Origin of the sequence: Mycolicibacterium sediminis (assembly GCF_010731735.1) — a bacterium.
GTDB classification, from domain to species: domain Bacteria; phylum Actinomycetota; class Actinomycetes; order Mycobacteriales; family Mycobacteriaceae; genus Mycobacterium; species Mycobacterium sediminis.
In genome coordinates, this window is sequence record NZ_AP022588.1 from 5,932,568 (window position 1) to 5,957,323 (window position 24,756).

Here is a 24,756-nt window from a genome sequence, read left to right on the forward strand (position 1 = left end):
AGCGCTTTTACCCCATCGGCATGTCGGGCATGGCCACGTCGCAACGCGCCCGGAAGTCGGCGGCAGCCTGCCGAACACCCCGAAGCTCATCGCTTACTTGAGGATTCGCCGCGAAGTACGCCTCGATGTCGACCCGCATCTCCTCTCGGGTCTTGCCCTTGAGTCCGGTGAAGAACGCGTTCACGTCGGGGTGGGTGAACAGGTAGCTCGACGTACCCGCCGACACGCCGGACATGACACCCGCGAGGTCGGCGGCCGTGCAGTTGGGCGGGTCGGCCGCAGCCGTCGCCGCGGTCCCGACCAGCGACGCGCCGCCGACGACGGCGGCGACGATCAAATTGCGCAGAAACATGTTCGGTTCTCCTTCTGGTGTACGAGTGACTTCATCGGGGGTGTCATCGACGCGGACCGATGCCCCCACCGCCGCCGCCCGGGCGACCGGGACGACCGGGATCCCAGATGACGTCGACATCCCAGCTGTCGTCGCAGTACCAGGGATCCGCGCAGTAGGACGGGTACGCGGGTCCGGCCAGGGGCGGCGTGGGGCCGCCGCCGCGAACGGTTCCCTGACTGCACACCGTCGAATTGCCCGCTTGTACACAATCTGCCGACGCGGGTGACGCGACGACGACTCCAACGGGGACGAGCGTCGCGGCGGCGAGACTCGCCGCCAAGCAACGTCTGATCACTGACTCCACTTTGCCTCCCGGACTTGTCGGTCCGCTGCGCGAGGACCCATGCGACTGGACCGCGTCCGCGAAGAGTAAGCCCCCGGAACGCATGATGGGCGGCTTTGACACAATCATGATCACAGTCTGCTGATTAATGCCAGGTGGAAACGGATGTGGTTGCCTCGGTGAAGGATTAGCTCTACTAACAGTATCGTCAATATTAGCCCGAGCACGTTGTCCGAAGTCGACATCGCGCGTCACCCAAGTGCTAGCGTCCGCATCCTGCCCACCAAGGAGGACGACCATGGTGACGAAGCGCCCGGACTGGAGCACGCCGGCGGCAATGGCGATTCCGCCGGAGGGATACTTTGAACTCGAACGCGGCCGATACGGTCCGACGTATCCGAAAACACCAGCTTGCCATGGCTTCTCGATCATCGCCAAGGTGAAGGATGGTCGCGAGGACGTCGTCCGCGCATACGGAAAGACCATCGAGGAGACCATCGCCGCAAGTCCCGACGCCTTGGCGCCGCTGAGGTTGCACTACCTGCGGTGGGTGCTGTTCGACGTCGGTTCGGGACTGCACTTCCAGTACCAGGGGATCTTCGACACGGACTTCGACAAGTACACCGAGGACGCGGTGCAGCTCTTCGGTGCCACCGGGATCACGACCGTGTTCACCAATCTCGAGGGATTCCCTGAGGATTGGAAGGAGAACCCGGACGCGTTCATCCAATTCGTTCGTGACCACCAGGTCCCGAGCTTCCTCGAGTACGGCGAGTACCCCTACGCCACCGCCGACGAGATCAAAAAGGCCCTGCGCCTGAAGGCGGCCTTCTCCGAGATGCTCGACCAGATGCAGTGATGCTCGAGCTCGACGACATTCAGCACATTCTGCTGACCCGTACGCCCGCGATCACCGGGCGCTACGAATTCCTGACCTTCGACACCCCGGAGGGCGGCCGAGCCTGGGTATCGGAGTTGGCCGATCTGCTGCAGTCTGCGAACGACGCTCAGGCGACGATGGATGAGTCCGAGCGCTGGGTGACACTGGCCTTCACGTGGAACGGCCTCCGCGCGCTGGGTGTCCCCGAGGACTCGCTGGCCACGTTCCCCGCCGAATTCCGCGAGGGCATGCCGTCGCGGGCCAGCATCCTGGGTGACGTCGGCGCCAACGCGCCCCAGAACTGGGTCGGCGACCTGGCCGACGACCGTCTGCACGCCATCGCAATCCTGTTCTCGCGCACCAACGATCGGAACGCCCGCTCGATCGCGGCGCACGACGAACTCCTGGCGCGTACCGACGGCGTCCGCAGCCTGTCGTACCTCGACCTCAACGCAACGCCACCGTTCGACTACGCCCACGACCACTTCGGCTTCCGGGACCGGCTGTCGCAGCCGGTCATGAAGGGCAGCGGCGAGGAGCCGACCCCCGGGTCGGGGGCGGCACTCGAGCCCGGCGAATTCATCCTCGGCTACCCCGACGAGAACGGGCCGGTCGCCGATCTACCCGAACCCGCGGTGCTGTCGAGGAACGGTAGCTTCATGGCCTATCGACGTCTTCGGGAACACGTTTCGACATTTCGGGACTTCCTTAGCGAACACTCCGAGACCCCGGCCGACGAGGACCTGCTGGCTGCGAAGTTCATGGGAAGGTGGCGCAGCGGCGCACCGCTCGTGCTGGCACCGGATCGGGACGATCCCGAACTCGGGGCCGACCCGCTTCGCAACAACGACTTCGACTACGGGGAGATGGACCCGCACGGCTACGCGTGCCCGCTGGGCTCGCACGCCCGGAGGCTGAATCCGCGCGACACCGCGCACTACATGAACCGGCGCCGCATGATCCGGCGCGGCGCCACCTACGGACCCGCCCTGCCGGAGGGGGCTCCCGACGACGGCGCTGATCGCGGCATAGCCGCCTTCATCATCTGCGCCGACCTGGTCCGTCAGTTCGAGTTCGCCCAGAACGTGTGGATCAACGACGCATCGTTCCACGAACTCGGCAACGAACACGACCCGATCGGTGGCGTTCAGGACGAGACCATGGACTTCACCGTCCCGAAGCGCCCGATCCGCAAGGTCTACAAGGGGATCCCGGCGTTCACGACGTTGCGGGGCGGCGCCTACTTCTTCCTGCCCGGCATCACGGCCATCCGATACCTCGCCGGCCTCGGCGCCCCGCGACGAACATGACCACTACCCCTGCACGCACCTACAACCAGGCGCACCTGCCGCGGCAGCACGACGGCCGTCGTCGAATCAGCATCTACTGGACGTGGAGTTACCCGTGGGAGGCGCAGCGAGACCCGGCGTCGATGGAGAACCGATTCTCCACGATCACCGAGGTGCGCAACGTCGCCTGGCCCGCCTACGAGACACCGGAGTACGACTCGGCGACCTTCCTGCAGGGCATCGCGGGGACGCTGGAACTCTTCCACCGCTCGACGCTCGACTTCCAGGCCGTCGCCGAGGCGGTGACCGGCCACTCGGTGGCTGTGTTCCAGCGCATCGACCAGGCCGGCTACCGGCAACCGATCGACGAGCGGATCCTGGCCGACACCGACACCCTCATGGTGTTCGGCCTCGACCACCTCCTCGGCGAGCAGCGCGCCGATCCGGAGGAGATCGCGGCCATCACCGCGTGGCTCGGCCGCGAGGGCACGTGCCTCCTCCTCGCGCCGCACCACGACGTCGGATTCACCGACGACTACGCGCAGCGGCAAGTCGAGTACGAGCACCACGGTGACCGTCTGGTCCCCCGGCAGCAACGGTTCAGTGCCTACACCCGGTCGCTGATGACGGCGCTCGAGGTGCCGGTCCGCAACACCTGGGGACTGCGGCCCGCGGTCGCCGAAGGCACACGTGAGATCGCCCCGCTCAACGCAGTTCGCGATCTCGACAGTTCCCGTCTGCTGGACGACGTGACGACGTTCAACTTCCACCCGCACCTGCCGCACTACGAACTCCTCGCACCGGAGGGACCGACGCTGCGCGTCCTGGGCCGCCAGCGGGTCGACCCGCATCGTCCCCACCCGTTCACCGACGCGGGCAACACGGAATTCAATGCATTGATCTGGATGCCGCCGAATGGACAGCGCGCCGGCGACCTCGTCCTCGTCGACTCGACGCACTTCACCACGCTGTTCGGCGGCACCGACAGTCTGCGGAACCTCTGGAGGAATCTGGCGACGATGTCGACGTGACCCCCACCGTTCCCCAAGCGGCCACGCGTCGCCCGTGATAGGCACAGACATGGCCATCGTGGAGAACACCACCCGCGCACTGACGCGACTGCTCGCCGCCGCCTCGATCGCGCTCGCCGCCGCGGTGCCGATGACACCGGCGACCGCAGTCGCCGAGCCCGGGCCCGACCCCGTCGCCCCAGGGGACTTCGTCGCACTCGAGGACGTCGACCCGACGATCCTGCAGGACATCCGGTACTTCACGCCGCACAACTTCACCGGCGACCCGGTCGACGGGTACGAGGCGCCGATGTGCCTGCTCACCCGCGACGCCGCGGAGGCGCTCCGGCGCGCACAGCAGAGATTCGTGGCCGACGGATACACGCTGAAGGTCTACGACTGCTACCGCCCGCAACGCGCCGTCAACGACTTCGTCGCGTGGGCCAAGGACCTCCAGGACCAGCGCATGAAGCCCGAGTTCTATCCGCGTGTCGACAAGTCGATGCTGTTCGAGGACGGCTACATCGCCGAGCAGTCCGGCCACAGCCGCGGCAGCACCGTCGACCTCACCGTCGTCCCCCTGCCGCCGGTCGAGACGCGGCCGTACGTCCCGGGCGAGCCGCTGGTCGACTGCATCGCGCCGCAGGCCGACCGATTCCCCGACAACGGCGTCGACACCGGCACCGGGTACGACTGCTTCGACACCCTCGCGCACACGCTCGACCCGCGGGTCCAGGGCGATCAGCTGAAGAACCGCCTGCTCCTCAAGGACGGTCTGGAGGCGCAGGGGCTCGCGAACTACGAGAACGAGTGGTGGCACTTCACGTACAAGCCCGAGACCTACCCGGACACGTATTTCGACTTCCCCGTCAGCCGGGACTCCCTCACCAGCTGACCGGTGCGGCGGTGACGGCGCCCACACCGTCGCAAGGACCGCGTAAGGGGACGTACGCAGCCCGTAAGGAAAGCGTCAAGGCCGCCGGTTGACCCGAACGTCAACCCTACGTTCGACGGCATGGCTGTTCTTGCATACGTCCTGCTGACCGTCGCGGTCTTCGCGGTGTTCGGCGTCATCGCGCGGGCCCTCGAATCATGAGCCTCGCCAACACGGTGGGATTGATCCTCGCCGTTCTGCTCGCCGTCTTCATGACCGCCGCGCTGCTGTTCCCGGAGAGGTTCTGACACGGTGTCGTCCACGACCGCGGGGGTCCTGTTCCTCGCCTCCCTCATCCTGGCGCTCGTCGCCGTGCACAAGCCGCTCGGCGACTACATGTACCGGGTGTACGACGACGGCGCCCGCAACTCACGCGTCGAAAGCGCCATCCTCCGGGCGATCGGCGCCGACCCGGACGCTCAGCAGGGCTGGGCGGCATACGCCCGCAGCGTCCTCGCCTTCTCCGCGGTCGGCGTCCTCGCGCTGTTCGCGTTCCAGCTCGTCCAGGGCGTACTGCCCCTGCACCTCAACGATCCCGCCACCGAGATGACCCCGGCGCTCGCCTGGAACACCGCGGTCAGCTTCGTCACCAACACGAACTGGCAGGCCTACTCAGGCGAGTCCACCCAGGGCCATCTCGTACAGATGGCCGGTCTCACGGTGCAGAACTTCGTCTCGGCCGCCGTCGGCATGGCCGTCGCGGTCGCGCTCGTCCGCGGTTTCGCACGGCAGCGCAGCGGCGAGCTGGGCAACTTCTGGGTCGACCTGGTCCGTGGCATCATCCGGATCCTGTTGCCGCTGGCCGTCATCGGTGCCATCGTCCTCATCGCCGGCGGCGTGATCCAGAACTTCGCTCTGCACACCCAGGTGGTCGAGACGCTCGCCGGCGGCCGGCAGACGATCCCCGGTGGACCCGTGGCCAGCCAGGAGGTCATCAAGGAACTCGGCACCAACGGCGGCGGCTTCTTCAACGCCAACTCGTCGCACCCCTTCGAGAACCCGACCGCCTGGACCAACTGGATCGAGAACTTCCTGCTGCTCGTCATCGCGTTCACGCTGCCCCGGGTGTTCGGTCGAATGGTCGGCAGCCGCAAGCAGGGGTACGCGATCGTCGCGGTGATGGGCGTGATCGCCACGCTGAGCATCTCGTTGACGATGTTCTTCCAGCTCCAGGCGCACGGGACCGTCCCCACGGCGGTCGGCTCGGCGATGGAGGGCGTCGAGCAGCGCTTCGGGGTCGCCGACTCTGCGGTGTTCGCTGCGTCGACCACTCTGACGTCGACCGGTGCGGTCAACTCGTTCCACGACTCGTACACCAGCCTCGGCGGGCTGATGACCATGTTCAACATGCAGCTCGGCGAAATCGCGCCCGGCGGTGTGGGTTCCGGCCTCGCGGGCATGCTGATCCTCGCGGTCATCACCGTGTTCGTCGCGGGCCTGATGGTGGGTCGCACCCCGGAGTACCTCGGCAAGAAGATCACGCCGCGGGAGATCAAGCTCGCCGCCGGCTACTTCCTCGTCACCCCGCTGATCGTGCTGACCGGCACCGCAATCGCGATGGCCCTGCCGGCACAGCGGGCCAGCATGCTGAACAGCGGGCCGCACGGCCTCTCTGAGGTGCTGTACGCGTTCACCTCGGCGGCCAACAACAACGGGTCGGCCTTCGCGGGCATCTCGGTCAACACCGAGTGGTTCAACACCGCGCTGGGCCTGGCGATGCTGTTCGGTCGCTTCCTGCCGATCATCCTGGTGCTCGCCCTCGCCGGTTCACTTGCCGCGCAGGGTCGTTCGCCGGAGTCCGTCGGAACCCTCCCCACCCACCGGCCGCAGTTCGTCGGGATGGTCACCGGCGTGACGTTCATCCTCGTCGCACTCACGTTCCTGCCGATGCTCGCGCTCGGCCCCCTCGCTGAAGGAATCCACTGACCATGACCGTCACCGCCGTACAGGGGCGCACCGCCGAACGCGCGGACGAACCCGAACCCAAGACCCGCGTCCAGGGCGGCCTGCTCGACCCGCGCATGCTGTGGACGTCGCTCCCCGACGCCGTGCGCAAGTGCGATCCGCGCACGCTGTGGCGCAACCCCGTCATGTTCATCGTCGAGGTCGGCGCGGTGTGGAGCACCGTGCTCACGGCGTTGCACCCGACGTGGTTCGCGGGAGCCGTCGTCTTCTGGCTGTGGTTGACCGTGGTCTTCGCCAATCTCGCGGAGGCCGTCGCGGAAGGACGCGGCAAGGCCCAGGCCGATAGCCTTCGAAAGGCCAAGTCCGACACCGTCGCACGCCGTTTGAAGGGCTGGGCGCCGGATAGGCCCGGCACCGTCGAAGAGGTCGGCGCGCCGCTGCTCCAGCAGGGTGACGTGGTGGTCGTCGAAGCCGGCGAGGTGATCCCCGGTGACGGTGACATCGTCGACGGCATTGCCTCGGTGGACGAGTCGGCGATCACCGGCGAGTCGGCACCGGTGATCCGGGAGTCGGGCGGCGACCGCTGCGCCGTCACCGGTGGCACCACCGTCCTGAGCGACCGCATCGTCGTGAAGATCACGCAGAAGCCGGGCGAGAGCTTCATCGACCGGATGATCGCCCTCGTCGAGGGCGCCAACCGGCAGAAGACGCCCAACGAGATCGCCCTCAACATCCTGCTGGCCGCCCTCACGCTGATCTTCGTGTTCGCCGTCGCCACACTGCAACCGCTGGCCATCTACTCCAAGGCCAACAACCCCGGCGTCCCCGACGGGCTCGCCCTCACCGGCGACGGCATCAGCGGCATCGTGATGGTCGCGCTCCTGGTCTGTCTCATCCCGACCACCATCGGTGCCCTCCTGAGCGCCATCGGAATCGCCGGAATGGACCGCCTCGTGCAACGCAACGTCCTCGCGATGTCCGGCCGCGCGGTCGAGGCCGCGGGTGACGTCAACGTCCTGCTGCTGGACAAGACCGGCACCATCACCCTCGGCAACCGGCAGGCCGGCGCCTTCCTCCCCCTCGACGGCGTCACCGCCGACGACTTCGCCGACGCCGCCCAGTTGTCCAGCCTTGCCGACGAGACGCCCGAGGGCCGGTCGATCGTGCAGTTCGCCACCGAGCAGGGCCGCGCACCGATGTCGGCGAACCTCGACGGCGCGCGATGGATCGAGTTCACCGCCGCCACCCGCATGTCCGGCGTCGACGTCGGGGATCGGTCCCTGCGCAAGGGCGCCACCGCGTCGGTCGCCGAGTGGGTGCGCAGCGAGGGCGGTTCCGTGCCGGACGAACTCGGCGCCATCGTCGAACGGGTCTCCGGCTCGGGCGGCACACCACTCGTGGTCGGCGAGGTGCGTGACGGCCGCGCCCGGGCACTGGGCGTCATCCACCTCAAGGACGTCGTGAAGCCGGGCATGCGCGAACGGTTCGAGGAGATGCGCCGGATGGGCATCCGCACCGTGATGATCACCGGCGACAACCCGTTGACCGCCAAGGCGATCGCCGACGAGGCCGGTGTCGACGACTTCCTCGCCGAGGCCACGCCCGAGGACAAGCTGGCGCTGATCAAGCGGGAGCAGGAGGGCGGCAAGCTCGTCGCGATGACCGGCGACGGCACCAACGACGCACCCGCGCTCGCTCAGGCCGACGTGGGCGTCGCGATGAACACCGGCACGTCGGCAGCCAAGGAGGCCGGCAACATGGTCGACCTCGACTCGGACCCGACCAAGCTCATCGAGATCGTCGAGATCGGCAAGCAGTTGCTGATCACCCGCGGCGCGCTCACCACGTTCTCGATCGCCAACGACATCGCGAAGTACTTCGCCATCATCCCGGCGCTGTTCGTCACGCTGTTCCCCGGCCTCGACCTGCTCAACGTCATGCGGCTGCACAGTCCGCAGTCCGCGATCCTGTCCGCGGTCGTCTTCAACGCGATCGTCATCATCGCGCTGATCCCGCTGTCGCTGCGCGGTGTGCGCTACACGCCGAGCAGCGCGTCGAAGTTGTTGAGCCGCAACCTGCTGGTGTACGGCCTCGGCGGCATCGTCGCCCCGTTCGTCGGCATCAAACTCATCGATCTACTCGTCCAACTCTTCCCCGGGATGTCCTGACATGTCGCTCTCCACTCTCGCCCGACAGCACTGGGCCGCGCTGCGCGCCCTGCTGGTGTTCACCGTCATCCTCGGCGGCGCCTATCCCGTGGCCATCTGGCTGATCGCCATGCTCCCCGGCCTGGACGGCAAGGCCCAGGGCTCGATCGTCGAGGCGAACGGAAAGCCGGTGGGCAGCAGCCTCATCGGCCAGTCGTTCACCGACGCCGACGGTTCCCCGCTCGCCACGTACTTCCAGAGCCGTCCGTCGGCGGCCGGCGACGGGTACGACACGATGGCGACCAGCGCGAGCAACCTCGGTCCGGAGAGCATGGTCGACGCCCCCGACAAACCCAGCCTGCTGACGCTGGTGTGCACCCGCAGCCACGACGTCGGCGCGGCCAACGGCGTCGACGGCGCGCGGCCGTTCTGCACGGGCGGCGGCGTGGGTGCGGTGCTGTCGGTGATCGGGTCGCGCGACGCCTCGGGGACCGTCACCCGACCGACGCGGGTGATCAGCGTCAACGAGCCGTGCGAGACCACCACGACGCCGTTCCTGGACGTCTACGAGGGCGTGCGGGTGCAGTGCGCGGTCCCCGGCGAGGACTACTCGATGGGCCAGCTCGTCCCGATCCGCGGCGCCGCCTCCGCCGACTCGCCGGTGCCCGCCGACGCCGTCACCGCCAGCGGCAGTGGTCTCGACCCGCACATCTCGCCCGCCTACGCCGCTCTGCAGGTCGAGGGCGTCGCCCGGGCCCGCGGCGTCGATCCGGCCCTGGTGCGGACGATCGTCGCGCAGCACACCGAGGGCCGCGCCCTGGGTTTCATGGGTGAGCCGGCGGTCAACGTGCTCGGGGTGAACCTCGCGCTCGACCAACTGGGTGAGTAGCTCGCGGATCGCCCCGACCAAAGGGGTGGATGATGGGCAGGTGAGCACCACTCCGCCGAGCCCGAGGAAGCGCGGGGAGCTGCGCGTCTACCTGGGTGCCGCGCCGGGCGTGGGCAAGACCTACGCCATGCTCGGCGAGGCGCACCGCAGGCTCGAGCGCGGCACCGACGTCGTCGCGGCCGTCGTGGAGACGCACGGCCGCGCCAAGACAGCCGAACGGCTCGACGGCATCGAGGTCATCCCGCCGCGCCAGGTGTCCTACCGCGGTAGGGAGTTCGGGGAACTCGACGTCGACGCCGTGCTGCGACGAGCGCCGCAGGTGGTGCTCGTCGACGAACTCGCCCACACCAACACCCCTGGCAGCCGAAACGCCAAGCGATGGCAGGACGTCGAGGAGCTGCTCGCCGCGGGGATCACGGTGGTCTCGACGGTCAACGTGCAGCACCTCGAGAGCCTCAACGACGTCGTCGCGCAGATCACCGGCATCGAGCAGCAGGAGACGGTGCCCGATGAGATCGTGCGCCACGCCGATCAGATCGAGTTGGTCGACATCACGCCGGAAGCGCTGCAGCGCAGACTGTCCCACGGCAACGTCTACGCGTCCGATCGCGTGGACGCCGCGCTGAGCAACTACTTCCGCCGCGGCAACCTGACCGCACTGCGGGAACTGGCGCTGCTGTGGTTGGCCGACCAGGTGGACGCCGCGCTCTCGAAGTACCGCGCGGACAACCGGATTACCGATACCTGGGAGGCACGCGAACGCGTCGTCGTCGCCGTCACCGGCGGCCCCGAGTCGGAGACGTTGGTGCGGCGCGCCTTTCGCATCGCGTCGAAGTCCAGCGCGGAGTTGATGGTGGTGCACGTCGTCCGCGGCGACGGGCTGACCGGGGTGTCGGCGGGCCAGATGGGCGGCGTCCGCGAGGTGGCCACCAGCCTCGGCGCCACGCTGCACACCGTGGTGGGCGACGACGTGTCGACGGCGCTCCTCGACTTCGCCCGCGAGCGCAACGCCACTCAGCTGGTCCTCGGCATCAGTCGCCGGTCCCGGTGGGCGCGGATCCTCGACGAGGGCATCGGCGCCGCGACCGTCCGCGAGTCCGGGAAGATCGACGTCCACATGGTCACGCACGGTGAGGTCAACTCCGGCTGGTCGTGGTCGGCTCTCAGTGCGCGGCAACGACATCTGACCTCGTGGCTTGCCGCCCTGGTCGTACCATCGACCATCTGCGCGATCGCCGTGCTGCTGGTCGACCGCTTCCTCGGCATCGGCGGGGAGCGCGCTGTTCTTCGTCGGCGTGCTCATCGTGGCGCTGCTCGGCGGTGTCGCACCCGCCGCCCTGTCGGCGGTGTTCTCCGGTCTGCTGCTGAACTACTTCCTCGTCGAACCCCGCTACACGTTCACGATCTCGGCACCCGACAGCGCGGTCACGATCGTCGTCCTGCTCGCCGTCGCGGTCGCGGTGGCCGTGCTGGTCGACGGCGCCGCCAGCCGCACGCGGGAGGCCCGACAGGCGTCCCGGGAGGCCGAGTTGCTCGCCCTGTTCGCGGGTTCCGTACTCCGCGGCGCCGACCTGCCCGGCCTCCTCGAGCGCGTCCGGGAGACGTACTCGCAGCGCGCGGTCAGCCTCGTTCGCGAGCCTGGCGGGGTGGTGGCGTGCGTGGGCGAACAGCCATGCGTGGACGCCGATTCCGCCGACACCGCGATCGAGGTGGGTGACGACGAGTTCTGGCTGCTGCTGTCCGGCAGGAGCCTGCCCGCCCGCGACCGCCGCGTCCTGGGCGCCGTGGCCAGGCAGGCCGCCGGGCTGGTGCGGCAGCGGGAACTCACCGAGGAGGCCGGCCGCGCGCAGGCGATCGCCAGCGCCGACGAGCTGCGCCGCTCCTTGCTCTCGGCGGTCAGTCACGACCTACGCACCCCGCTCGCCGGTGCCAAGGCGGCGGTCTCCAGCCTGCGGGCCGACGACGTCGGCTTCTCCCCCGAGGACACCGCCGAACTGCTGGCGACGGTGGAGGAGTCGATCGACCAGCTGACCGGCCTGGTGGGCAACCTGCTCGACTCGTCGCGGCTCGCCGCGGGCGTCGTCCGGCCCGAGCTGCGCGCCGTGTACCTCGACGAGGCCGTGCACCGCGCCATCGTCGGGATACCCCGCGGCACGACCGGACTGGACCGGATCAAGGTCGACGTGGGCGACACCGCCGTGCTGGCCGACCTCGGACTGCTCGAGCGGGTACTGGTCAACGTCATCGACAACGCGCTGCGGTACGCGCCGGACGGGCTGGTGCGCGTCAACGCGGGCCGCGTCGGCGACCGCACCCTCGTCAACGTCGTCGACGAGGGGCCAGGCGTCGCACGGGGCGCCGAAGCCGGCCTCTTCGCCCCGTTCCAGCGACTCGGCGACCACGACAACACCACCGGCGTCGGCCTGGGCCTGTCGGTGGCGCGGGGCTTCGTCGAGGCGATGGGCGGCACGATCACCGCCACCGACACCCCCGGCGGTGGACTCACCGTCGTCCTCGACCTCGCCGCCGCGACGGAGGATCGGCCGTGACCCGGGTGCTGGTGATCGACGACGAGCCGCAGATCCTGCGCGCGCTGCGGATCAACCTGTCGGTGCGCGGCTACGACGTCGTCACCGCCGCCACCGGCGCCCAGGCGCTACACGCGGCCGCCGAACACAAGCCCGACGTCGTCATCCTCGACCTCGGTCTGCCCGACATGTCCGGCATCGAGGTCCTCGCGGGGCTGCGCGGATGGCTGACCGCGCCCGTGATCGTGCTCTCGGCGCGCACCGACTCCTCGGACAAGGTCGAGGCGCTCGACGCCGGGGCCGACGACTACGTGACCAAGCCCTTCGGCATGGACGAGTTCCTGGCGCGGTTGCGCGCCGCTGCCCGACGGGCGGCCACGTCGGCCGAGACCGACGAGCCCGTCGTCGAGACCGCCTCCTTCACCGTCGACCTGGCGGCGAAGAAGGTCACCAAGCACGGCGCCGACGTCCACCTCACGCCCACGGAGTGGGGCATGTTGGAGATGCTGGTGCGCCACCGCGGCAAGCTCGTCGGCCGCGACGAACTGCTCAAGGAGGTGTGGGGACCCGCGTACGCGAAGGAGACCCACTACCTGCGGGTGTACCTCGCGCAGCTGCGCCGCAAGCTGGAGGACGACCCGTCCCATCCCCGGCACCTGCTGACCGAGGCCGGCATGGGGTACCGCTTCCAGATCTGAGCGAGTTCAGGTCATCAGGCGTCGCGCCACGGCGACCAGCGGCCCGTGCAGGTCGAGGACCGCCTGCGGGTCGTCGTCGACCACGGCGCTGGTGACCAGCGTCGAGATCGCCGCCACCAGCGCCCGGCACGCGAACCGGTCCTCGTCCGACGTCGCGCCAAAGATCACGGCAACGCCGTCGACGAACTGCCGTTGCATCTCTCCGCGCTTCGCGATTGCCTCCGGGCCCGCCGCGTACACGCCCACCAGGTACAGCCGGGCAATGCCCGGCTTCGCCGCCATCACCGTCAGGTAGTCGCGGAGCAACGTGGTGAAACGATCGATCGGCGATCCGCTCGACGCCCTGTCCAGCAGGGCCGCGATCACGCCACCCTGCCGCTGCGAGTACGCAGCGAGGAAGCAGTCCTGCTTCGAGTCGAACAGCTGGTAGAAGGTCTGCCGGGACACGCCGGCGACCTTCAGCACGTCGGCGACACTGGTGTCGACGTAGCCCTTCGCTGACATCACGGTCTCCACGGCACCAAGGATCCGGTCCCGCTGGTGTACCCGTACCTCGTCGCGACTCAGCTGGTGGCGACCTGGTCGAAGTCTGTTGCTGTCCATGCCTAACCCGTAGGTGTGAGCGAACCGATCTCGAACTCAACCGACGATGATAGGCCGGATTCCGCGGGGCGGGGCCCATCTCGCCAAGAGATCCGTGCGATTGCCGCACCGAATTGCCATTCATAGACAAGTTTGTTTCTATTGACGATAGGCGATGACGTTGCAGGTCAACGCGGCGAGTTGGAACCACGCCGCCGTCATCGTCGCTCGACGTGCGCAGGCAACGCCATCGGGCGCTGCGTTCGGGCGGGTCCAGCAGAGGGGACTGGATCCGCCCCAACCGCGGCCTCTAGTTCGGCGCCGACTGGGTCTCGGCGGCCAACGCGACCAGCTTCGCCCGCACCAGGTCGGGCCGCTCGTCGGTGATGAAGTGTCCCCCGTCGACGGCCTCGAACGTGTAGTCGTCCGCGTTCGCGGTCTCAGCGGCCGCCATCGACGGATGAATCGCGGTGTCCGACAGCCCGAACAGCGCTCGGATCGGCACCGTCGCGCGTCGCGTCTCGGGATGCCTTGCGCCCGAAGGCAGTTCGCGCAACAGGAACGTTCGGTAGGTGTCGCGTGCGGTGCGGGCCACCACCGGATCGCGGAACCGTTCGGTGTAGGTGCGGACGACGTCGGTGGGCATGCCCTTGGCCGCCGTACCGAACACCAGCTTCTCCAGGTAGTTGGTGCGCCGCTGCAGTGGCACGCCGATCGACGCGACGAACGGCTGGTACAGCAGGAAGCGCCACAGGTGCGGCGCAGCCGAGCGGGTCGTCTGCCACGGATGGGCGATGTTCAGGGCGAGGTACCCGTCGACCCGATCGGGCGCGGCGAGCGTGACCAGGTGCCCGACGTACCCGCCCCAGTCGTGGCCGACGAGCAGGAAGTGGTCGATGCCGAGGGCGTCGGCCAGTCCCAGCACGTCGGCGGCGACCTCCTCCTTCACCCACCGGTGCGGAGCAGGCCCCGACCACCCGTATCCGGGCAGGTCGGGCGCGATGATGCGCAGTCCTGCGGGCGGATCGGCGAGGAGATCCCGGTACGCCCAGTGGTGCTGCGGCCAGCCGTGCAGCGCGATGACCGGCCGCCCGTCCACGGGCCCCGACTCGGTGACGTGGAACCGCACGCCGCGGGCGTCGACTAACGATCGCCGCACCCCCGGGATGGGCGGCGGTCCGGCGCTGTTGGACGTCGTGTCAATAGCCATGCAGGGACTATAGAAGACCGTCCAACCGCGCCAAAAGCCGCTGAACGCTCGGACGGGACGACCGATCGCGCTACGGTGCCGGTATGGCCGGAACCACTACGTACGGAGAAGTATTCGCCGCCAGCATCTCCGATCCCGCGGCGTTCTGGGCCGACGCGGCGCGAGAGGTGACGTGGACCCGCGCCCCCGAGCGCATCCTCGACGACTCCAACCCGCCCTTCTACCGGTGGTTCCCGGACGCCGAACTCAACACCTGCGCCAACGCGCTCGATCGCCACGTCGACGGTGGTCGCGGCGACCAGGCCGCGCTCATCTACGACTCACCCGTCACGGGCACCACGCGCACCTACACCTATCGCGAACTCCTGGACCAGACCGCGCGATTCGCCGGCGTCCTCCGCGGACTCGGAGTGACCAAGGGCGACCGGGTCGTCATCTACATGCCGATGATCCCCGAAGCGGTCATCGCGATGCTCGCGTGCGCCCGCCTGGGCGCCGTGCACTCCGTGGTCTTCGGCGGATTCGCCGCCCACGAACTGGCCGCCCGGATCGACGATGCCCGACCGGCCGTCGTCGTCTCGGCGTCGTGCGGCATCGAACCCACCCGCACCATCGACTACAAGCCGATGCTCGACGCCGCACTCGACGGCGCCACGCACGTCACCCCGAAGTGCGTCGTCGTCCAACGCGACGGCCACCCCTGCACACTGGTCGACGGACGCGACGTCGACTGGCACGCGGCCATGGCGACCGCCCAGCACGTCGACCCCGTCCCGGTCGCCGCCACCGATCCGCTGTACGTGCTCTACACCTCCGGCACCACCGGCAAGCCCAAGGGCATCGTGCGCGACAACGGCGGCCACGCCGTCGCCCTGCTCTGGACGATGCGGCACATCTACGACACCCAACCCGGCGACGTGTACTGGGCCGCCTCAGATGTCGGCTGGGTGGTCGGGCACTCCTACATCGTCTACGGCCCACTGCTGCTCGGCGCGACGACCGTGCTCTACGAGGGCAAGCCCGTCGGCACGCCCGACGCCGGCGCCTTCTGGCGGGTGGCCGCCGACTACGGCGTCAAGGCGCTATTCACCGCTCCGACCGCGATGCGCGCCATCAAGAAGGACGACCCCGACGGCACCCACGTCGGCGCGTACGACCTGTCCGGACTGCGGTACCTCTTCCAGGCCGGCGAGCGACTCGATCCCGCGACCTACCACTGGGCGTCGGAGAAGCTCGGCGTCCCCGTGATCGACCACTGGTGGCAGACCGAGACCGGCTGGTCGATCGCCGCGGACCCGATGGGCATCGAGCAGATGCCGGTGAAACCCGGTTCGGCGACCGTGCCGATGCCGGGCTACGACGTGCACGTCCTGCGTCCCGACGGCAGCGAGGCCGACCCCGGCGAGGAGGGCGCCATCTGCGTCCGGCTCCCGCTGCCGCCCGGCACACTGCCCACCCTGTGGGGCGACGACGACCGCTACGTCGCCTCGTACCTCTCCGCGTTCCCGGGTTACTACCTCTCGGGCGATGGCGGGTACGTCGACGAGGACGGCTACCTGTTCGTCATGGGCCGCACCGACGACGTCATCAACGTTGCGGGACATCGTCTTTCGACCGGCGCGATCGAGGCGGTGCTCGGCACTCATCCCTCGGTCGCCGAGTGCGCGGTGATCGGGGTGGCCGACGACATCAAGGGCCAGGTGCCGCGGGGCTTCGTGGTGCTCAAGGCCGGCGCAACGGGCGAAGGACTCGTCGACGAGCTGGTCGCCGCCGTCCGGGAGAACATCGGCGCGGTCGCAAGCCTCAAGCGGGTCGACGTGGTGGCGGCGCTGCCGAAGACGCGGTCCGGCAAGATCCTGCGCAAGACGATGCGCGGCATCGCCGACGGGCGCGACGAACCGCTGCCCTCGACGATCGAGGACGCGGGCGTGATCGACGCCCTGCGCCCGACCCTCGTGTCCTGACGGCACGATGTGGTCTCGGGGGGTTCACGCTCGGCCCGAGTCGAACTATCGTGAAGTAGTCATATCGTGATACGTCGATGTCGAGGAGACGCAACATGCGCGTAGTTCAGGTCAAGGGTGCGTGCAACTGTCGTTGTAATGCGTGCGACGGCGGCCACCACTGCAACAACCCGCCCAACTGCAACGCCAAGAAGTAGCGCCTCGGCGCCACCACGTCACGCAATGGACAGCGCGATGCCGTCCAGGATGTCGTGCTCGCTCACCACGAGTTCGGTGATGCCCGCACGACTGCGCAATTCCCGTGCCAGTTCCTCCACGACGATGGCGCCGCCGCCGATCACGTCGACGCGGCCCTCGTGCATCGGGCCGAGCGCCGCACGCTGCCGGTAGGTCATCGCCACCAGGTCCTCGCACACGCGGAGCAGGTCGTCGAAGCCCACGCGGGACAGGTGGATCGCCGCGGGGTCGTACGTCGTCATGCCCTGAGCCAGCGCGGCGAGCGTCGTCATCGTGCCTGCCACGCCGACCCACGTTCGCGCGCCCTCGACGGGGACCACGCGTAGCGCCTGCAGCAGACCGTCGCGCGCCACCGCCCGCGCCTCGGCGATCTCGTCGGCCGTGGGCGGGTCACTGTGCAGGCACCGCTCGCGCAGCCGGACACATCCGATGTTCGCCGAGAAGCTCGCCGTCACCTCCGCGGTGCCCGACGCGGTGCCGCCCACCACCACCTCCGTCGACCCGCCACCGAGATCGACGACGACGAACGGGCCCAGGGCGTCGTCCAATTCGCCGACCGCGCCCCGGAAGGACAGCGCAGCCTCCTCGGTGCCGCTGATGACCTCGGCGACCGAGCCGGGCACCACCGACCCGAGCACCTCGGACGTCATCGCGAAGAACTCCTTGCGATTCCCGGCATCCCGGGCGGCGGACGTCGCCACCATCCGCACCCGGTGCACGTCGTGCTCGCGCATCAGTTCTGCGTAGTCGGTCAGCGCGGCGCGTGTCCGGCCCAAGGCCGCCGGCGCGAACTCACCGGTGGCGTCGACGCCCTCCCCGAGCCGCACGATCCGCATCTCGCGGTGGACGTCGTGCAGGCGACCGTCCTCGATGTCGGCGATCAGCAGACGGATCGAGTTGGTGCCGCAGTCCACCGCAGCCACTCTCATGTCCAACTCCCCTTGTCCAGGATCCCGGCCATGGCCGGCTCGACGCTCAGTATCGCCAGCGCCTCGTCGCCGAAGGGGTTGAGTCCCGGCCCCTTTGCCAACGAGTGCGCGATCACCACGTGCAGGCACTTCACCCGGTCGGGCATGCCTCCGCCGGAGAAGGTGGTGCCCAGCGACTCGATGGCGTCGCGCTCGGCCAGGAACGACTCGTGTGCGCGACGGTAGGCCGCGGCGAGGTCCGGATCGGATTCCAGCCGTTCGGTCATGTCCCGCATCAGGCCGGACGACTCCAGCCGGCTCGCCGCCGCCGTCAGCGCGGGGTGGGTCAAATAGTAGAGCGTCGGGAACGGGGTGCCGTCGGGCAGCCTGGGCGACGTCTTCACCACGGCCGGTTCGCCGTTGGGGCAGCGGTAGGCGATGGCGAGGACCCCGCGGGGTTCGCGACCGAGTTGTCGCGCGACGGCCTCGAGGTCGGCGGGATCAACCACCGGGGACCGGGCCGGGAGGAGCGTCGGGGGCGGGTGGCGGCGGCACGGGAACGGGCAGCGGCGGTACCGCGGTCGGGCCGTGCGGGGCGTCGGCGATCGTGTGCCACAGCGTCGTGTACCACGGCTGGCCGCTTGGGACGGCCGCCGGATCGGTCGCCGGGATCGCCTCCGGGCCCACCGGGTTGGGCAGCTGCACCTGATAGGGGATGTCGCCGGGCATCACGAACCCCAGCCGCTCGCGGGCCTGCGCCGCGATGTAGACGGGATCGCCCAGCTTGACCTTCTGCTGCTCCAGATCGCTGATCTGCGAGCGCAGTTGGGCCTCGGCGGTGTTCAGCTGCTTCATCTCGGCGCGCTGGGAGAAGTACGTGCGGACGGGGCCGGCGATGGTCAGCGTCAGCACGCAGACCACCGCAGCCAGGATCGCCGCGCGCCGGGCCGCCGACCCGAGCCGCTGCTCGGACTGCTGCTCGGCGGCCTCGGCGATGGACTGCCGGATCGGCTCGACCGCCGTGGACTCCGACGGCGGAGCCTCCTCGGCGTCGTCGGGTGCGGAGGGTTCCTTCGCGCGCGGTGGCGCGGCACGCAGTTCCCGACGCACCGGTGAGGCGCCACGGGGCCTGCCACCCCGCGCCGTCTCACCGGGCTTGCCTGCCTTGCCCGGGCGCGACGCCGGAGTGCGCCGCCTCGGGTCCGGCCGCTTCGGATCGGGCATGGATGAAAGCTACTTGCTCTCCATCGAGAAGCGGGGGAAGGCCAGGTCACCGGCGTAGCGTGCGGCGTCGCCGAGGATCTCCTCGATGCGCAGCAGCTGGTTGTACTTCGCGACGCGCTCGCTCCGGGCGGGGGCGCCGGTCTTGATCTGGACGCTGCCCACGGCAACCGCGAGGTCGGCGATGGTGGTGTCCTCGGTCTCGCCCGACCGGTGGCTCATCATCGTCTTGTAGCCGCTGTTGTGCGCCAGCGTGACGGCGTCGAGGGTCTCGGTCAGCGTGCCGATCTGGTTCACCTTCACCAGCAGCGCGTTGGCCGCACCCCGCTCGATGCCCTCCTCGAGGCGCTCGGGATTGGTGACGAACAGGTCGTCGCCCACGATCTGCACGCGATCGCCGATGGCGGCCGTGAGGGCCACCCACCCGTCCCAGTCGTCCTCGGACAGCGGATCCTCGATCGACACCAGCGGGTACGCGTCGATGAGTTCCGCGTAGAACTCGATCATCTGGGCATCGGTGCGGGTCTGCTTCTCGAACGCGTAACCCGTTCCGTCGGTGTAGAACTCGGTGGCCGCGACGTCGAGCGCGAGCGCGACGTCGGTGCCCAGCTTCAGTCCGGTCGCGTCGACGGCGACGGCGATCAGGTCGAGCGCGGCCTTGGTGCCCGCCACGTCGGGCGCGAAGCCGCCCTCGTCGCCGAGACCCGTCGCGAGACCCTGCTTCTTCAGCACGGACTTCAGCGAGTGGTACACCTCGGCGCCCCAGCGCAGCGACTCCTTGAACGTCGCGGCGCCGATGGGGGCGACCATGAACTCCTGCACGTCGACACCCGTGTCGGCATGCGCGCCGCCGTTGAGGATGTTCATCATCGGCACCGGCAGGATGTGGGCGTTGGGTCCGCCGATGTAGCGGAACAGGGGCAGACCGGCGGACTCGGACGCCGCCTTGGCCACCGCGAGTGACACGCCCAGGATGGAGTTGGCGCCCAGGCGCGACTTGTCGGGAGTCCCGTCGAGGTCCAGCAGGGCCTGATCGATCAGGCGCTGGTCGTCGGCGCTCTGGCCGATGACGGCGGGGGCGATCTCGTCGAGGACCGCGTTGACGGCCTTCTCGACGCCCTTGCCGCCGTAGCGCTCGCCGCCGTCGCGCAGCTCCACGGCCTCGTGCTCGCCGGTGGAGGCGCCCGACGGCACCGCGGCGCGCGCGAACGAACCGTCACTCAGCAGTACCTCGACCTCGACCGTGGGGTTGCCACGCGAGTCGAGTATTTCCCGGGCTCCGACCTGCTCGATCATGGACACTGTCGTCGCCGCCTTCCGTCCGGTGCACATATGGGCTGTGATGCGCACATCAGCCTAGAGGGTGGACGATCATCGGGCGCCGCCGAGCGCTCGGGTCCTGGCTCGCACTTCTCGCGAGCAGTCGCAGATGTGCGCGACACGCCGGGTGCGGCGTTGCGTTTGCGTCTGCTCGCGGGGAAGGGGCTACAGCTCGTGGCCGTCGGCGTAGGCCGTCGCCCAGTCGCGGACGGTGCGCGCGTACTGGTCGGACAGGTTGTAGGCGCGCAGCGCGTCCATCCAGCCCTGCGGCTTCGACAGGTCCTTCCCGCGCCAGCACAGATACCCGGCCGCCGACAGCGCGGCGTCGTCGATGTTGTCCGGGCTGATCGAGCGGTCGTTGTTGGCGTCGACGCCGTAGAGCCGCCACGTCTCCGGGATGAACTGCATCGGGCCCATCGCACGGTCCAGTTCCGGATCCCCGTCCAACACTCCGCCGTCGGTGTCGGGGATGGTCATGTTGCCCAGCGAGCCGTCCAGCCGGACGCCACGGATGGGCGGCCGCACGTCGCCGTTGGGTGCCACCACCGATCCGCGATAGGTGCCGTGATGACTCTCCACCATGCCAATGCCCGCCAGCGTCGTCCACGCCAGATGGCACTTGGGATTGACCACCTCCGCGACGCGGGCCGCGTAGGCGTACGCCTCGAGGGAAGTGACCGGCATGCCCAGCGCCGGCGCCCGTTCCGCAGCCCATTCGTGCAGCTGATCGGCGGGACGTCCGCTCACCGTGATGTCGATCGCCGGCACCGGATCACCCGGCGGCGGGGGCACTCCCTCGGGGATCGGCGTGCCGGTGTGGAAGGAGCACGAGGAGGCCAGTAGCAGCGCCGCGGCGACGACGACCGCGACGGCCCGCCCCACATGCACTCGCGACACCGGACTCCCTCGACCTGGATTGACCGCCTCCATTGTGCAGGGCCGCCCGACCGCGGCCGTCCGGCACCACCGCGCGGCACCCCGCCAGACGCAACTATTCGCTGACGGCGATGTCACAGAATTTAGGGCTGCCTACCCTGATAAGCGTCCAGGATGTATCGTTCGCGACGTCCATCAAGAGGAGGCCCCGTGAAACTGCAGCTCGCCTGGTCCGTGCCCGTCGTGGCCACGGCCTTGGTCCTTTCCGGCTGCTCCGGCAGCGACTCGGCCACGGAGAGCAGCAGCAGTAGCGGCGACAGCTCGACCACGTCGGCCGCCGTGGCGACGCCCGCAGTCGACACCACCGCCGAGACCGAGAAGGCCGCCGCCGAGTACAAGGCGTACGCCATCGCGCAGGCCGACGAACTCGTCGGCGCGGTCAAGGTCCTCACCGACGCCGTCCGGGCGAACGACCTCAAGGCCGCCCAGGACGCCTACGCGCCGTCGCGCATGCCGTGGGAGCGCATCGAGCCCATCGCCGAACTCATCCCCGACGTCGACGCCAAGACCGACTCGCGCGTCGACGACTTCTCCGGCGTCGACGACCCGGAGTTCACCGGTTGGCACCGCCTCGAGTACCTGCTGTTCGAGAAGAACACCACCGAGGGCGGCGCGCCGTTCGCCGACAAGCTCGACGCGGACATCGCCGGACTCGTCAAGGAACTCCCGAACGTCGAGGTGAAGCCGATCAACGTGGCCAACGGCGCCGCCGAACTGATCGAAGAGGTCTCGCAGGGCAAGATCACCGGCGAGGAGGAGCGGTACTCCAAGACCGACCTGTGGGACTTCGACGCCAACCTGCAGGGCTCGCGCGACGCCATCGGCAAGCTGAATCCCGCACTCGTCAAGGCAGATCCGGCGCTGCTCGGCAAGATCGAGGCAGGGCTCAACGGCCTGTTCGACACGATGCGGCCGCTGCGCCAGGGCGACGGCTGGGTGCTCTACTGCGTCGAGAACGACCAGTACCCGTCGCCGCGGTGCCCCGCGGTGACCGTGACGCCCCAGGTCGTCGACAGCCTCAAGTCGCAGCTGGCCGGACTTTCGGAGAACCTGTCACAGGTCTCGGGAGTGCTCGGCCTCAAGTGACGTCCCGCACGTGACCGACGAACCGAGGCGCAGGGGACTCTCGCGACGAGGATTCGTCACGGGTGCCCTCGGCGCGGGCGCCGGTGCCGCAGTGGGCGTCGGCGCCACCCTGGCGTTCACGGGAGACGACGACCACGACCCCAAGCGGCGACGCCCCGACCCCGAGTTCGTCTCGTTCGAGGGGTCGCACCAGACCGGCATCACGGCGCTGCCGATCCCCGAGCAGGGGCTCGTCGCATCGTTCAACCTGCAGTCCCGCGAGCGTGACGGGCTGCGGAACACGTTGCAGGAGTTGACCGAAGAGATCCGCGGACTGATGGCCGGCAAGCCGCCCGAGGCCCGCGACCCGCAGTTCCCGCCGGTCGACTCCGGCATCCTCGGGGAGAAGCCGCCGCCGGACAACCTGTCCATCGTGGTCGGCGTCGGCGCGTCGCTGTTCGACGAGCGGTTCGGCCTGGCCGATCGCAAGCCCAAGGACCTGGTCAAGATGCCGTTCCTGGCGAACGACCGACTGGACCCCAAGCTGTCGCACGGCGACATCTCGATCATCTTCGAAGCCGGCCACAACGACACCGTGCAGTTCGCACTACGGCAGTTGATGCGACGCACGCGCAGCGATCTCACGCTCAAGTGGATGATCGACGGGTACGCCCGCGGCATCGGCGCCGGGCAGACGACCGACGCGCAGACGCCACGAAACCTGTTGGGCTTCAAGGACGGCACGGCCAACCTGGACGTCGAGGACGACGCCGTCATGGACCGCCACGTCTGGGTCGGCGCGGACGACGGCGAACCGGAGTGGGCGGTCGGCGGGTCGTATCAGGCCGTGCGCATCATCAGGATGTTCGTCGAGTTCTGGGACCGCACGCAACTCGTCGAGCAGGAGGCGCTGTTCGGTCGCAGCAAGGTGAGCGGCGCGCCCCTCGGCCTCACCGACGAGTTCGCCGACCCCGACTATCCGTCGGACCCCGACGGCACGCGGATCAAGCTGGACGCCCACATCCGGCTCGCCAATCCGCGAACCGCCGACACCGACGAGAATTTGATCCTACGACGGGGTTTCAACTACTCCCGCGGGTTCGACGGTGCGGGCCGCCTCGACCAGGGCCTGGCGTTCATCGCCTACCAGCGCAGCCTCGAGAAGGGGTTCCTCGCCGTGCAGAAGCGCCTCAAGGGCGAGCCGCTCGAGGAGTACATCCTGCCCGTGGGCGGCGGGTTCTTCTTCATGCTGCCCGGCGTCGAGGGCGACGACCGCTTCCTCGGCGACCAGCTGCTGGCCTGAGTCACCCCGCCGGCCCGCCGCGTCACCCCGCCGGCCCGCCGCGTGATCCTGCGGGGAGATCGCGACTTCGCGCTGATTCGCGATCTCACAGCAGTTTCGGCGAGGAATCCTCCGGCCAGTGCGCCCGCCACTCGTCCTCGGTGATCGCGCCGACCGACGAGTCGTCGAGCGCAGCGGCGGTCTCGGAGCCTCGGCGCGTCGCCGCGACGGCCCTCTCCACGGCGCGCACGGTGTCCATGAAGTCCAACGTCGCCGTGCGGAGCGCGTTCTCGGCGTCGCCGTCGTGTGACTCCCCCACCGTCACCAGCCCGTCGGGGATCAGGTCGGTGGGTAGGCCCGCCGCACGCACCCGCTGATAGACCTTCTGCGTGAGCGCCAGCGCGGGCTGGCCCGTGGGCACGTCGTCCATCGCCGACTCCCTGGGCTTCTCGAGCGCCTTGCGCTCCTCCCACTGCGCCAGCTGCTCCTCGAGCGACACCGACTGCCCCGCGAGCACGGCGGGCACCCGGTTGACGAGCTTGCGCACCAGCGCGTCGGCGACGTCGTCGATGCCGAACGCGCCGTCCGTGGCGTCCTCGGCTATCCGTGCGTGGAACAGCACCTGCAGCAGCACGTCCCCGAGTTCCTCGCGCAGCTCGTCGACGTTGCCACCGCGCACGGCGTCGAACAGTTCGTAGGTCTCCTCGAGCAGGTAGCGCCGCAGCGAATCGTGGGTCTGCTCGCTCTCCCACGGCCCGGCCGTCCGCAGCTTGTCCATCGTCGCGACGGCGTCCAGCAGCCGTTCGCCGGCCTGGACGGGTGGCGCGGCGATCAGCCGCTCCCCCGCGGCCAACCGCGCCCGCACCGTCGGATGATCGGGATCCGACGACAGCAGCACCGGGGCGGCGTCGTCGTCGACGTCACCGCTGAGGCAGGGCCGCGCCGAGGGCAGCGACCACGGCACCCGGATCGGCATCTCCTCGGTGTACTGCACGTCGCCGGCGAGCAGTTCGACGGCCTCGACGGGGACCAGCGCCGGGCGACGTGGATCCACCAGGACGACGGTCATCGCGC

At 69.2% G+C, this 24,756-nt stretch carries 22 protein-coding genes and 1 pseudogene; 13 read left to right on the top strand and 10 right to left on the bottom strand.

From position 1 onward, the window contains the following. Positions 1 to 7: 7 nt before the first annotated feature. Both G6N64_RS28220 and G6N64_RS30375 read right to left on the bottom strand, forming a co-directional pair. On the bottom strand, positions 8 to 352 hold the full coding sequence (locus G6N64_RS28220) for a heme-binding protein (RefSeq protein ID WP_163801058.1): 345 nt from the start codon (positions 350 to 352) through the stop codon (positions 8 to 10). Positions 353 to 395: 43 nt separating this feature from the next. Further along, positions 396 to 689, bottom strand: coding sequence for a hypothetical protein (locus G6N64_RS30375; RefSeq protein ID WP_409370720.1), 294 nt, complete (start codon positions 687 to 689; stop codon positions 396 to 398). A gap of 286 nt (positions 690 to 975) precedes the next feature. On the opposite strand from G6N64_RS30375, the gene G6N64_RS28225 reads away from it, so the two are divergent. From G6N64_RS28225 to G6N64_RS28270, 10 genes and pseudogenes are all read left to right on the top strand, one after another. Then, positions 976 to 1,536: a hypothetical protein gene (locus G6N64_RS28225; RefSeq protein ID WP_163801059.1), complete on the top strand. Its 561-nt coding sequence runs from the start codon at positions 976 to 978 to the stop codon at positions 1,534 to 1,536. Continuing rightward, entirely contained in the window at positions 1,536 to 2,867 is a 1,332-nt protein-coding gene (locus G6N64_RS28230) for a Dyp-type peroxidase (protein WP_163801060.1), read from the top strand. Before G6N64_RS28225 ends, G6N64_RS28230 begins: the two co-directional genes overlap by 1 nt. Continuing rightward, positions 2,864 to 3,877 carry a hypothetical protein gene (locus G6N64_RS28235; RefSeq protein ID WP_163801061.1) on the top strand — a complete coding sequence of 338 codons (1,014 nt, stop codon included), beginning with the start codon at positions 2,864 to 2,866 and terminating at the stop codon, positions 3,875 to 3,877. Before G6N64_RS28230 ends, G6N64_RS28235 begins: the two co-directional genes overlap by 4 nt. A 49-nt stretch (positions 3,878 to 3,926) precedes the next feature. Next, complete coding sequence (locus G6N64_RS28240; RefSeq protein WP_163801062.1) at positions 3,927 to 4,751, top strand: M15 family metallopeptidase; 825 nt, start codon at positions 3,927 to 3,929, stop codon at positions 4,749 to 4,751. 197 nt (positions 4,752 to 4,948) lie between these two features. Next, positions 4,949 to 5,038: a K(+)-transporting ATPase subunit F gene (gene kdpF / locus G6N64_RS28245; protein ID WP_163801063.1), complete on the top strand. Its 90-nt coding sequence runs from the start codon at positions 4,949 to 4,951 to the stop codon at positions 5,036 to 5,038. A gap of 4 nt (positions 5,039 to 5,042) precedes the next feature. Next, positions 5,043 to 6,716, top strand: a complete 1,674-nt coding sequence (gene kdpA / locus G6N64_RS28250) for a potassium-transporting ATPase subunit KdpA (protein WP_163801064.1) — start codon at positions 5,043 to 5,045, stop codon at positions 6,714 to 6,716. Positions 6,717 to 6,718: 2 nt separating this feature from the next. Beyond that, on the top strand, positions 6,719 to 8,863 hold the full coding sequence (kdpB, locus tag G6N64_RS28255; RefSeq protein WP_163801065.1) for a potassium-transporting ATPase subunit KdpB: 2,145 nt from the start codon (positions 6,719 to 6,721) through the stop codon (positions 8,861 to 8,863). Position 8,864: 1 nt separating this feature from the next. Then, positions 8,865 to 9,731: a potassium-transporting ATPase subunit C gene (locus G6N64_RS28260; protein WP_163801066.1), complete on the top strand. Its 867-nt coding sequence runs from the start codon at positions 8,865 to 8,867 to the stop codon at positions 9,729 to 9,731. 7 nt (positions 9,732 to 9,738) lie between these two features. After that, positions 9,739 to 12,280: pseudogene (locus G6N64_RS28265) on the top strand (DUF4118 domain-containing protein). Next, a complete protein-coding gene (locus G6N64_RS28270) occupies positions 12,277 to 12,957 on the top strand; it encodes a response regulator (RefSeq protein ID WP_163801067.1) in 681 nt (226 codons plus the stop codon). Before G6N64_RS28265 ends, G6N64_RS28270 begins: the two are co-directional and overlap by 4 nt. A 6-nt stretch (positions 12,958 to 12,963) precedes the next feature. Here the strand turns inward: G6N64_RS28270 and G6N64_RS28275 are convergent, their stop codons facing one another. Both G6N64_RS28275 and G6N64_RS28280 read right to left on the bottom strand, forming a co-directional pair. Continuing rightward, positions 12,964 to 13,560, bottom strand: a complete 597-nt coding sequence (locus tag G6N64_RS28275) for a TetR/AcrR family transcriptional regulator (RefSeq protein WP_163801068.1) — start codon at positions 13,558 to 13,560, stop codon at positions 12,964 to 12,966. Positions 13,561 to 13,849: 289 nt separating this feature from the next. Next, positions 13,850 to 14,749: an alpha/beta fold hydrolase gene (locus G6N64_RS28280; RefSeq protein ID WP_163801069.1), complete on the bottom strand. Its 900-nt coding sequence runs from the start codon at positions 14,747 to 14,749 to the stop codon at positions 13,850 to 13,852. Between the two features lie 83 nt (positions 14,750 to 14,832). Here G6N64_RS28280 and G6N64_RS28285 point away from each other — a divergent pair, with 83 nt between their 5' ends. Beyond that, a complete protein-coding gene (locus G6N64_RS28285) occupies positions 14,833 to 16,713 on the top strand; it encodes a propionyl-CoA synthetase (RefSeq protein WP_163801070.1) in 1,881 nt (626 codons plus the stop codon). A gap of 215 nt (positions 16,714 to 16,928) precedes the next feature. On the opposite strand, the gene G6N64_RS28290 is transcribed toward G6N64_RS28285, so the two are convergent. The 5 genes from G6N64_RS28290 to G6N64_RS28310 form a co-directional block, all read right to left on the bottom strand. Further along, positions 16,929 to 17,879 carry a Ppx/GppA phosphatase family protein gene (locus G6N64_RS28290; RefSeq protein ID WP_163801071.1) on the bottom strand — a complete coding sequence of 317 codons (951 nt, stop codon included), beginning with the start codon at positions 17,877 to 17,879 and terminating at the stop codon, positions 16,929 to 16,931. Further along, positions 17,876 to 18,367, bottom strand: coding sequence for a DUF501 domain-containing protein (locus G6N64_RS28295; RefSeq protein ID WP_163801072.1), 492 nt, complete (start codon positions 18,365 to 18,367; stop codon positions 17,876 to 17,878). The genes G6N64_RS28290 and G6N64_RS28295 overlap by 4 nt, the downstream gene beginning before the upstream one ends. Then, positions 18,360 to 19,082 carry a septum formation initiator family protein gene (locus G6N64_RS28300; protein ID WP_163801073.1) on the bottom strand — a complete coding sequence of 241 codons (723 nt, stop codon included), beginning with the start codon at positions 19,080 to 19,082 and terminating at the stop codon, positions 18,360 to 18,362. Before G6N64_RS28300 ends, G6N64_RS28295 begins: the two co-directional genes overlap by 8 nt. Positions 19,083 to 19,091: 9 nt before the next feature. Continuing rightward, positions 19,092 to 20,381, bottom strand: coding sequence for a phosphopyruvate hydratase (eno, locus tag G6N64_RS28305; RefSeq protein WP_163801074.1), 1,290 nt, complete (start codon positions 20,379 to 20,381; stop codon positions 19,092 to 19,094). Between the two features lie 183 nt (positions 20,382 to 20,564). Further along, positions 20,565 to 21,329, bottom strand: a complete 765-nt coding sequence (locus G6N64_RS28310; RefSeq protein WP_174266897.1) for a lytic transglycosylase domain-containing protein — start codon at positions 21,327 to 21,329, stop codon at positions 20,565 to 20,567. A 156-nt stretch (positions 21,330 to 21,485) separates the two neighbouring features. Here G6N64_RS28310 and G6N64_RS28315 point away from each other — a divergent pair, with 156 nt between their 5' ends. After that, the gene (locus G6N64_RS28315) at positions 21,486 to 22,421 is read left to right on the top strand and encodes an EfeM/EfeO family lipoprotein (protein WP_163801076.1); all 936 of its coding nucleotides are present in this window, start codon (positions 21,486 to 21,488) and stop codon (positions 22,419 to 22,421) included. 10 nt (positions 22,422 to 22,431) lie between these two features. Further along, entirely contained in the window at positions 22,432 to 23,703 is a 1,272-nt protein-coding gene (locus G6N64_RS28320) for a Dyp-type peroxidase (protein WP_163801077.1), read from the top strand. Between the two features lie 85 nt (positions 23,704 to 23,788). Here the strand turns inward: G6N64_RS28320 and G6N64_RS28325 are convergent, their stop codons facing one another. Further along, complete coding sequence (locus G6N64_RS28325) at positions 23,789 to 24,751, bottom strand: nucleoside triphosphate pyrophosphohydrolase (protein WP_163801078.1); 963 nt, start codon at positions 24,749 to 24,751, stop codon at positions 23,789 to 23,791. Between the last annotated feature and the right edge of the window lie 5 nt (positions 24,752 to 24,756).

What these genes read in the sequence shown, in the direction of transcription:
- G6N64_RS28220 (WP_163801058.1), bottom strand. Translation starts at nt 352, where the DNA reads ATGTTTCTGCGCAATTTGATCGTCGCCGCCGTCGTCGGCGGCGCGTCG.
- G6N64_RS28225 (WP_163801059.1), top strand. Translation starts at nt 976, where the DNA reads ATGGTGACGAAGCGCCCGGACTGGAGCACGCCGGCGGCAATGGCGATT.
- G6N64_RS28230 (WP_163801060.1), top strand. Translation starts at nt 1,536, where the DNA reads ATGCTCGAGCTCGACGACATTCAGCACATTCTGCTGACCCGTACGCCC.
- G6N64_RS28235 (WP_163801061.1), top strand. Translation starts at nt 2,864, where the DNA reads ATGACCACTACCCCTGCACGCACCTACAACCAGGCGCACCTGCCGCGG.
- G6N64_RS28240 (WP_163801062.1), top strand. Translation starts at nt 3,927, where the DNA reads ATGGCCATCGTGGAGAACACCACCCGCGCACTGACGCGACTGCTCGCC.
- kdpF (WP_163801063.1), top strand. Translation starts at nt 4,949, where the DNA reads ATGAGCCTCGCCAACACGGTGGGATTGATCCTCGCCGTTCTGCTCGCC.
- kdpB (WP_163801065.1), top strand. Translation starts at nt 6,719, where the DNA reads ATGACCGTCACCGCCGTACAGGGGCGCACCGCCGAACGCGCGGACGAA.
- G6N64_RS28260 (WP_163801066.1), top strand. Translation starts at nt 8,865, where the DNA reads ATGTCGCTCTCCACTCTCGCCCGACAGCACTGGGCCGCGCTGCGCGCC.
- G6N64_RS28275 (WP_163801068.1), bottom strand. Translation starts at nt 13,560, where the DNA reads ATGGACAGCAACAGACTTCGACCAGGTCGCCACCAGCTGAGTCGCGAC.
- G6N64_RS28280 (WP_163801069.1), bottom strand. Translation starts at nt 14,749, where the DNA reads ATGGCTATTGACACGACGTCCAACAGCGCCGGACCGCCGCCCATCCCG.
- G6N64_RS28285 (WP_163801070.1), top strand. Translation starts at nt 14,833, where the DNA reads ATGGCCGGAACCACTACGTACGGAGAAGTATTCGCCGCCAGCATCTCC.
- G6N64_RS28290 (WP_163801071.1), bottom strand. Translation starts at nt 17,879, where the DNA reads ATGAGAGTGGCTGCGGTGGACTGCGGCACCAACTCGATCCGTCTGCTG.
- G6N64_RS28300 (WP_163801073.1), bottom strand. Translation starts at nt 19,082, where the DNA reads ATGCCCGATCCGAAGCGGCCGGACCCGAGGCGGCGCACTCCGGCGTCG.
- G6N64_RS28310 (WP_174266897.1), bottom strand. Translation starts at nt 21,329, where the DNA reads ATGGAGGCGGTCAATCCAGGTCGAGGGAGTCCGGTGTCGCGAGTGCAT.
- G6N64_RS28325 (WP_163801078.1), bottom strand. Translation starts at nt 24,751, where the DNA reads ATGACCGTCGTCCTGGTGGATCCACGTCGCCCGGCGCTGGTCCCCGTC.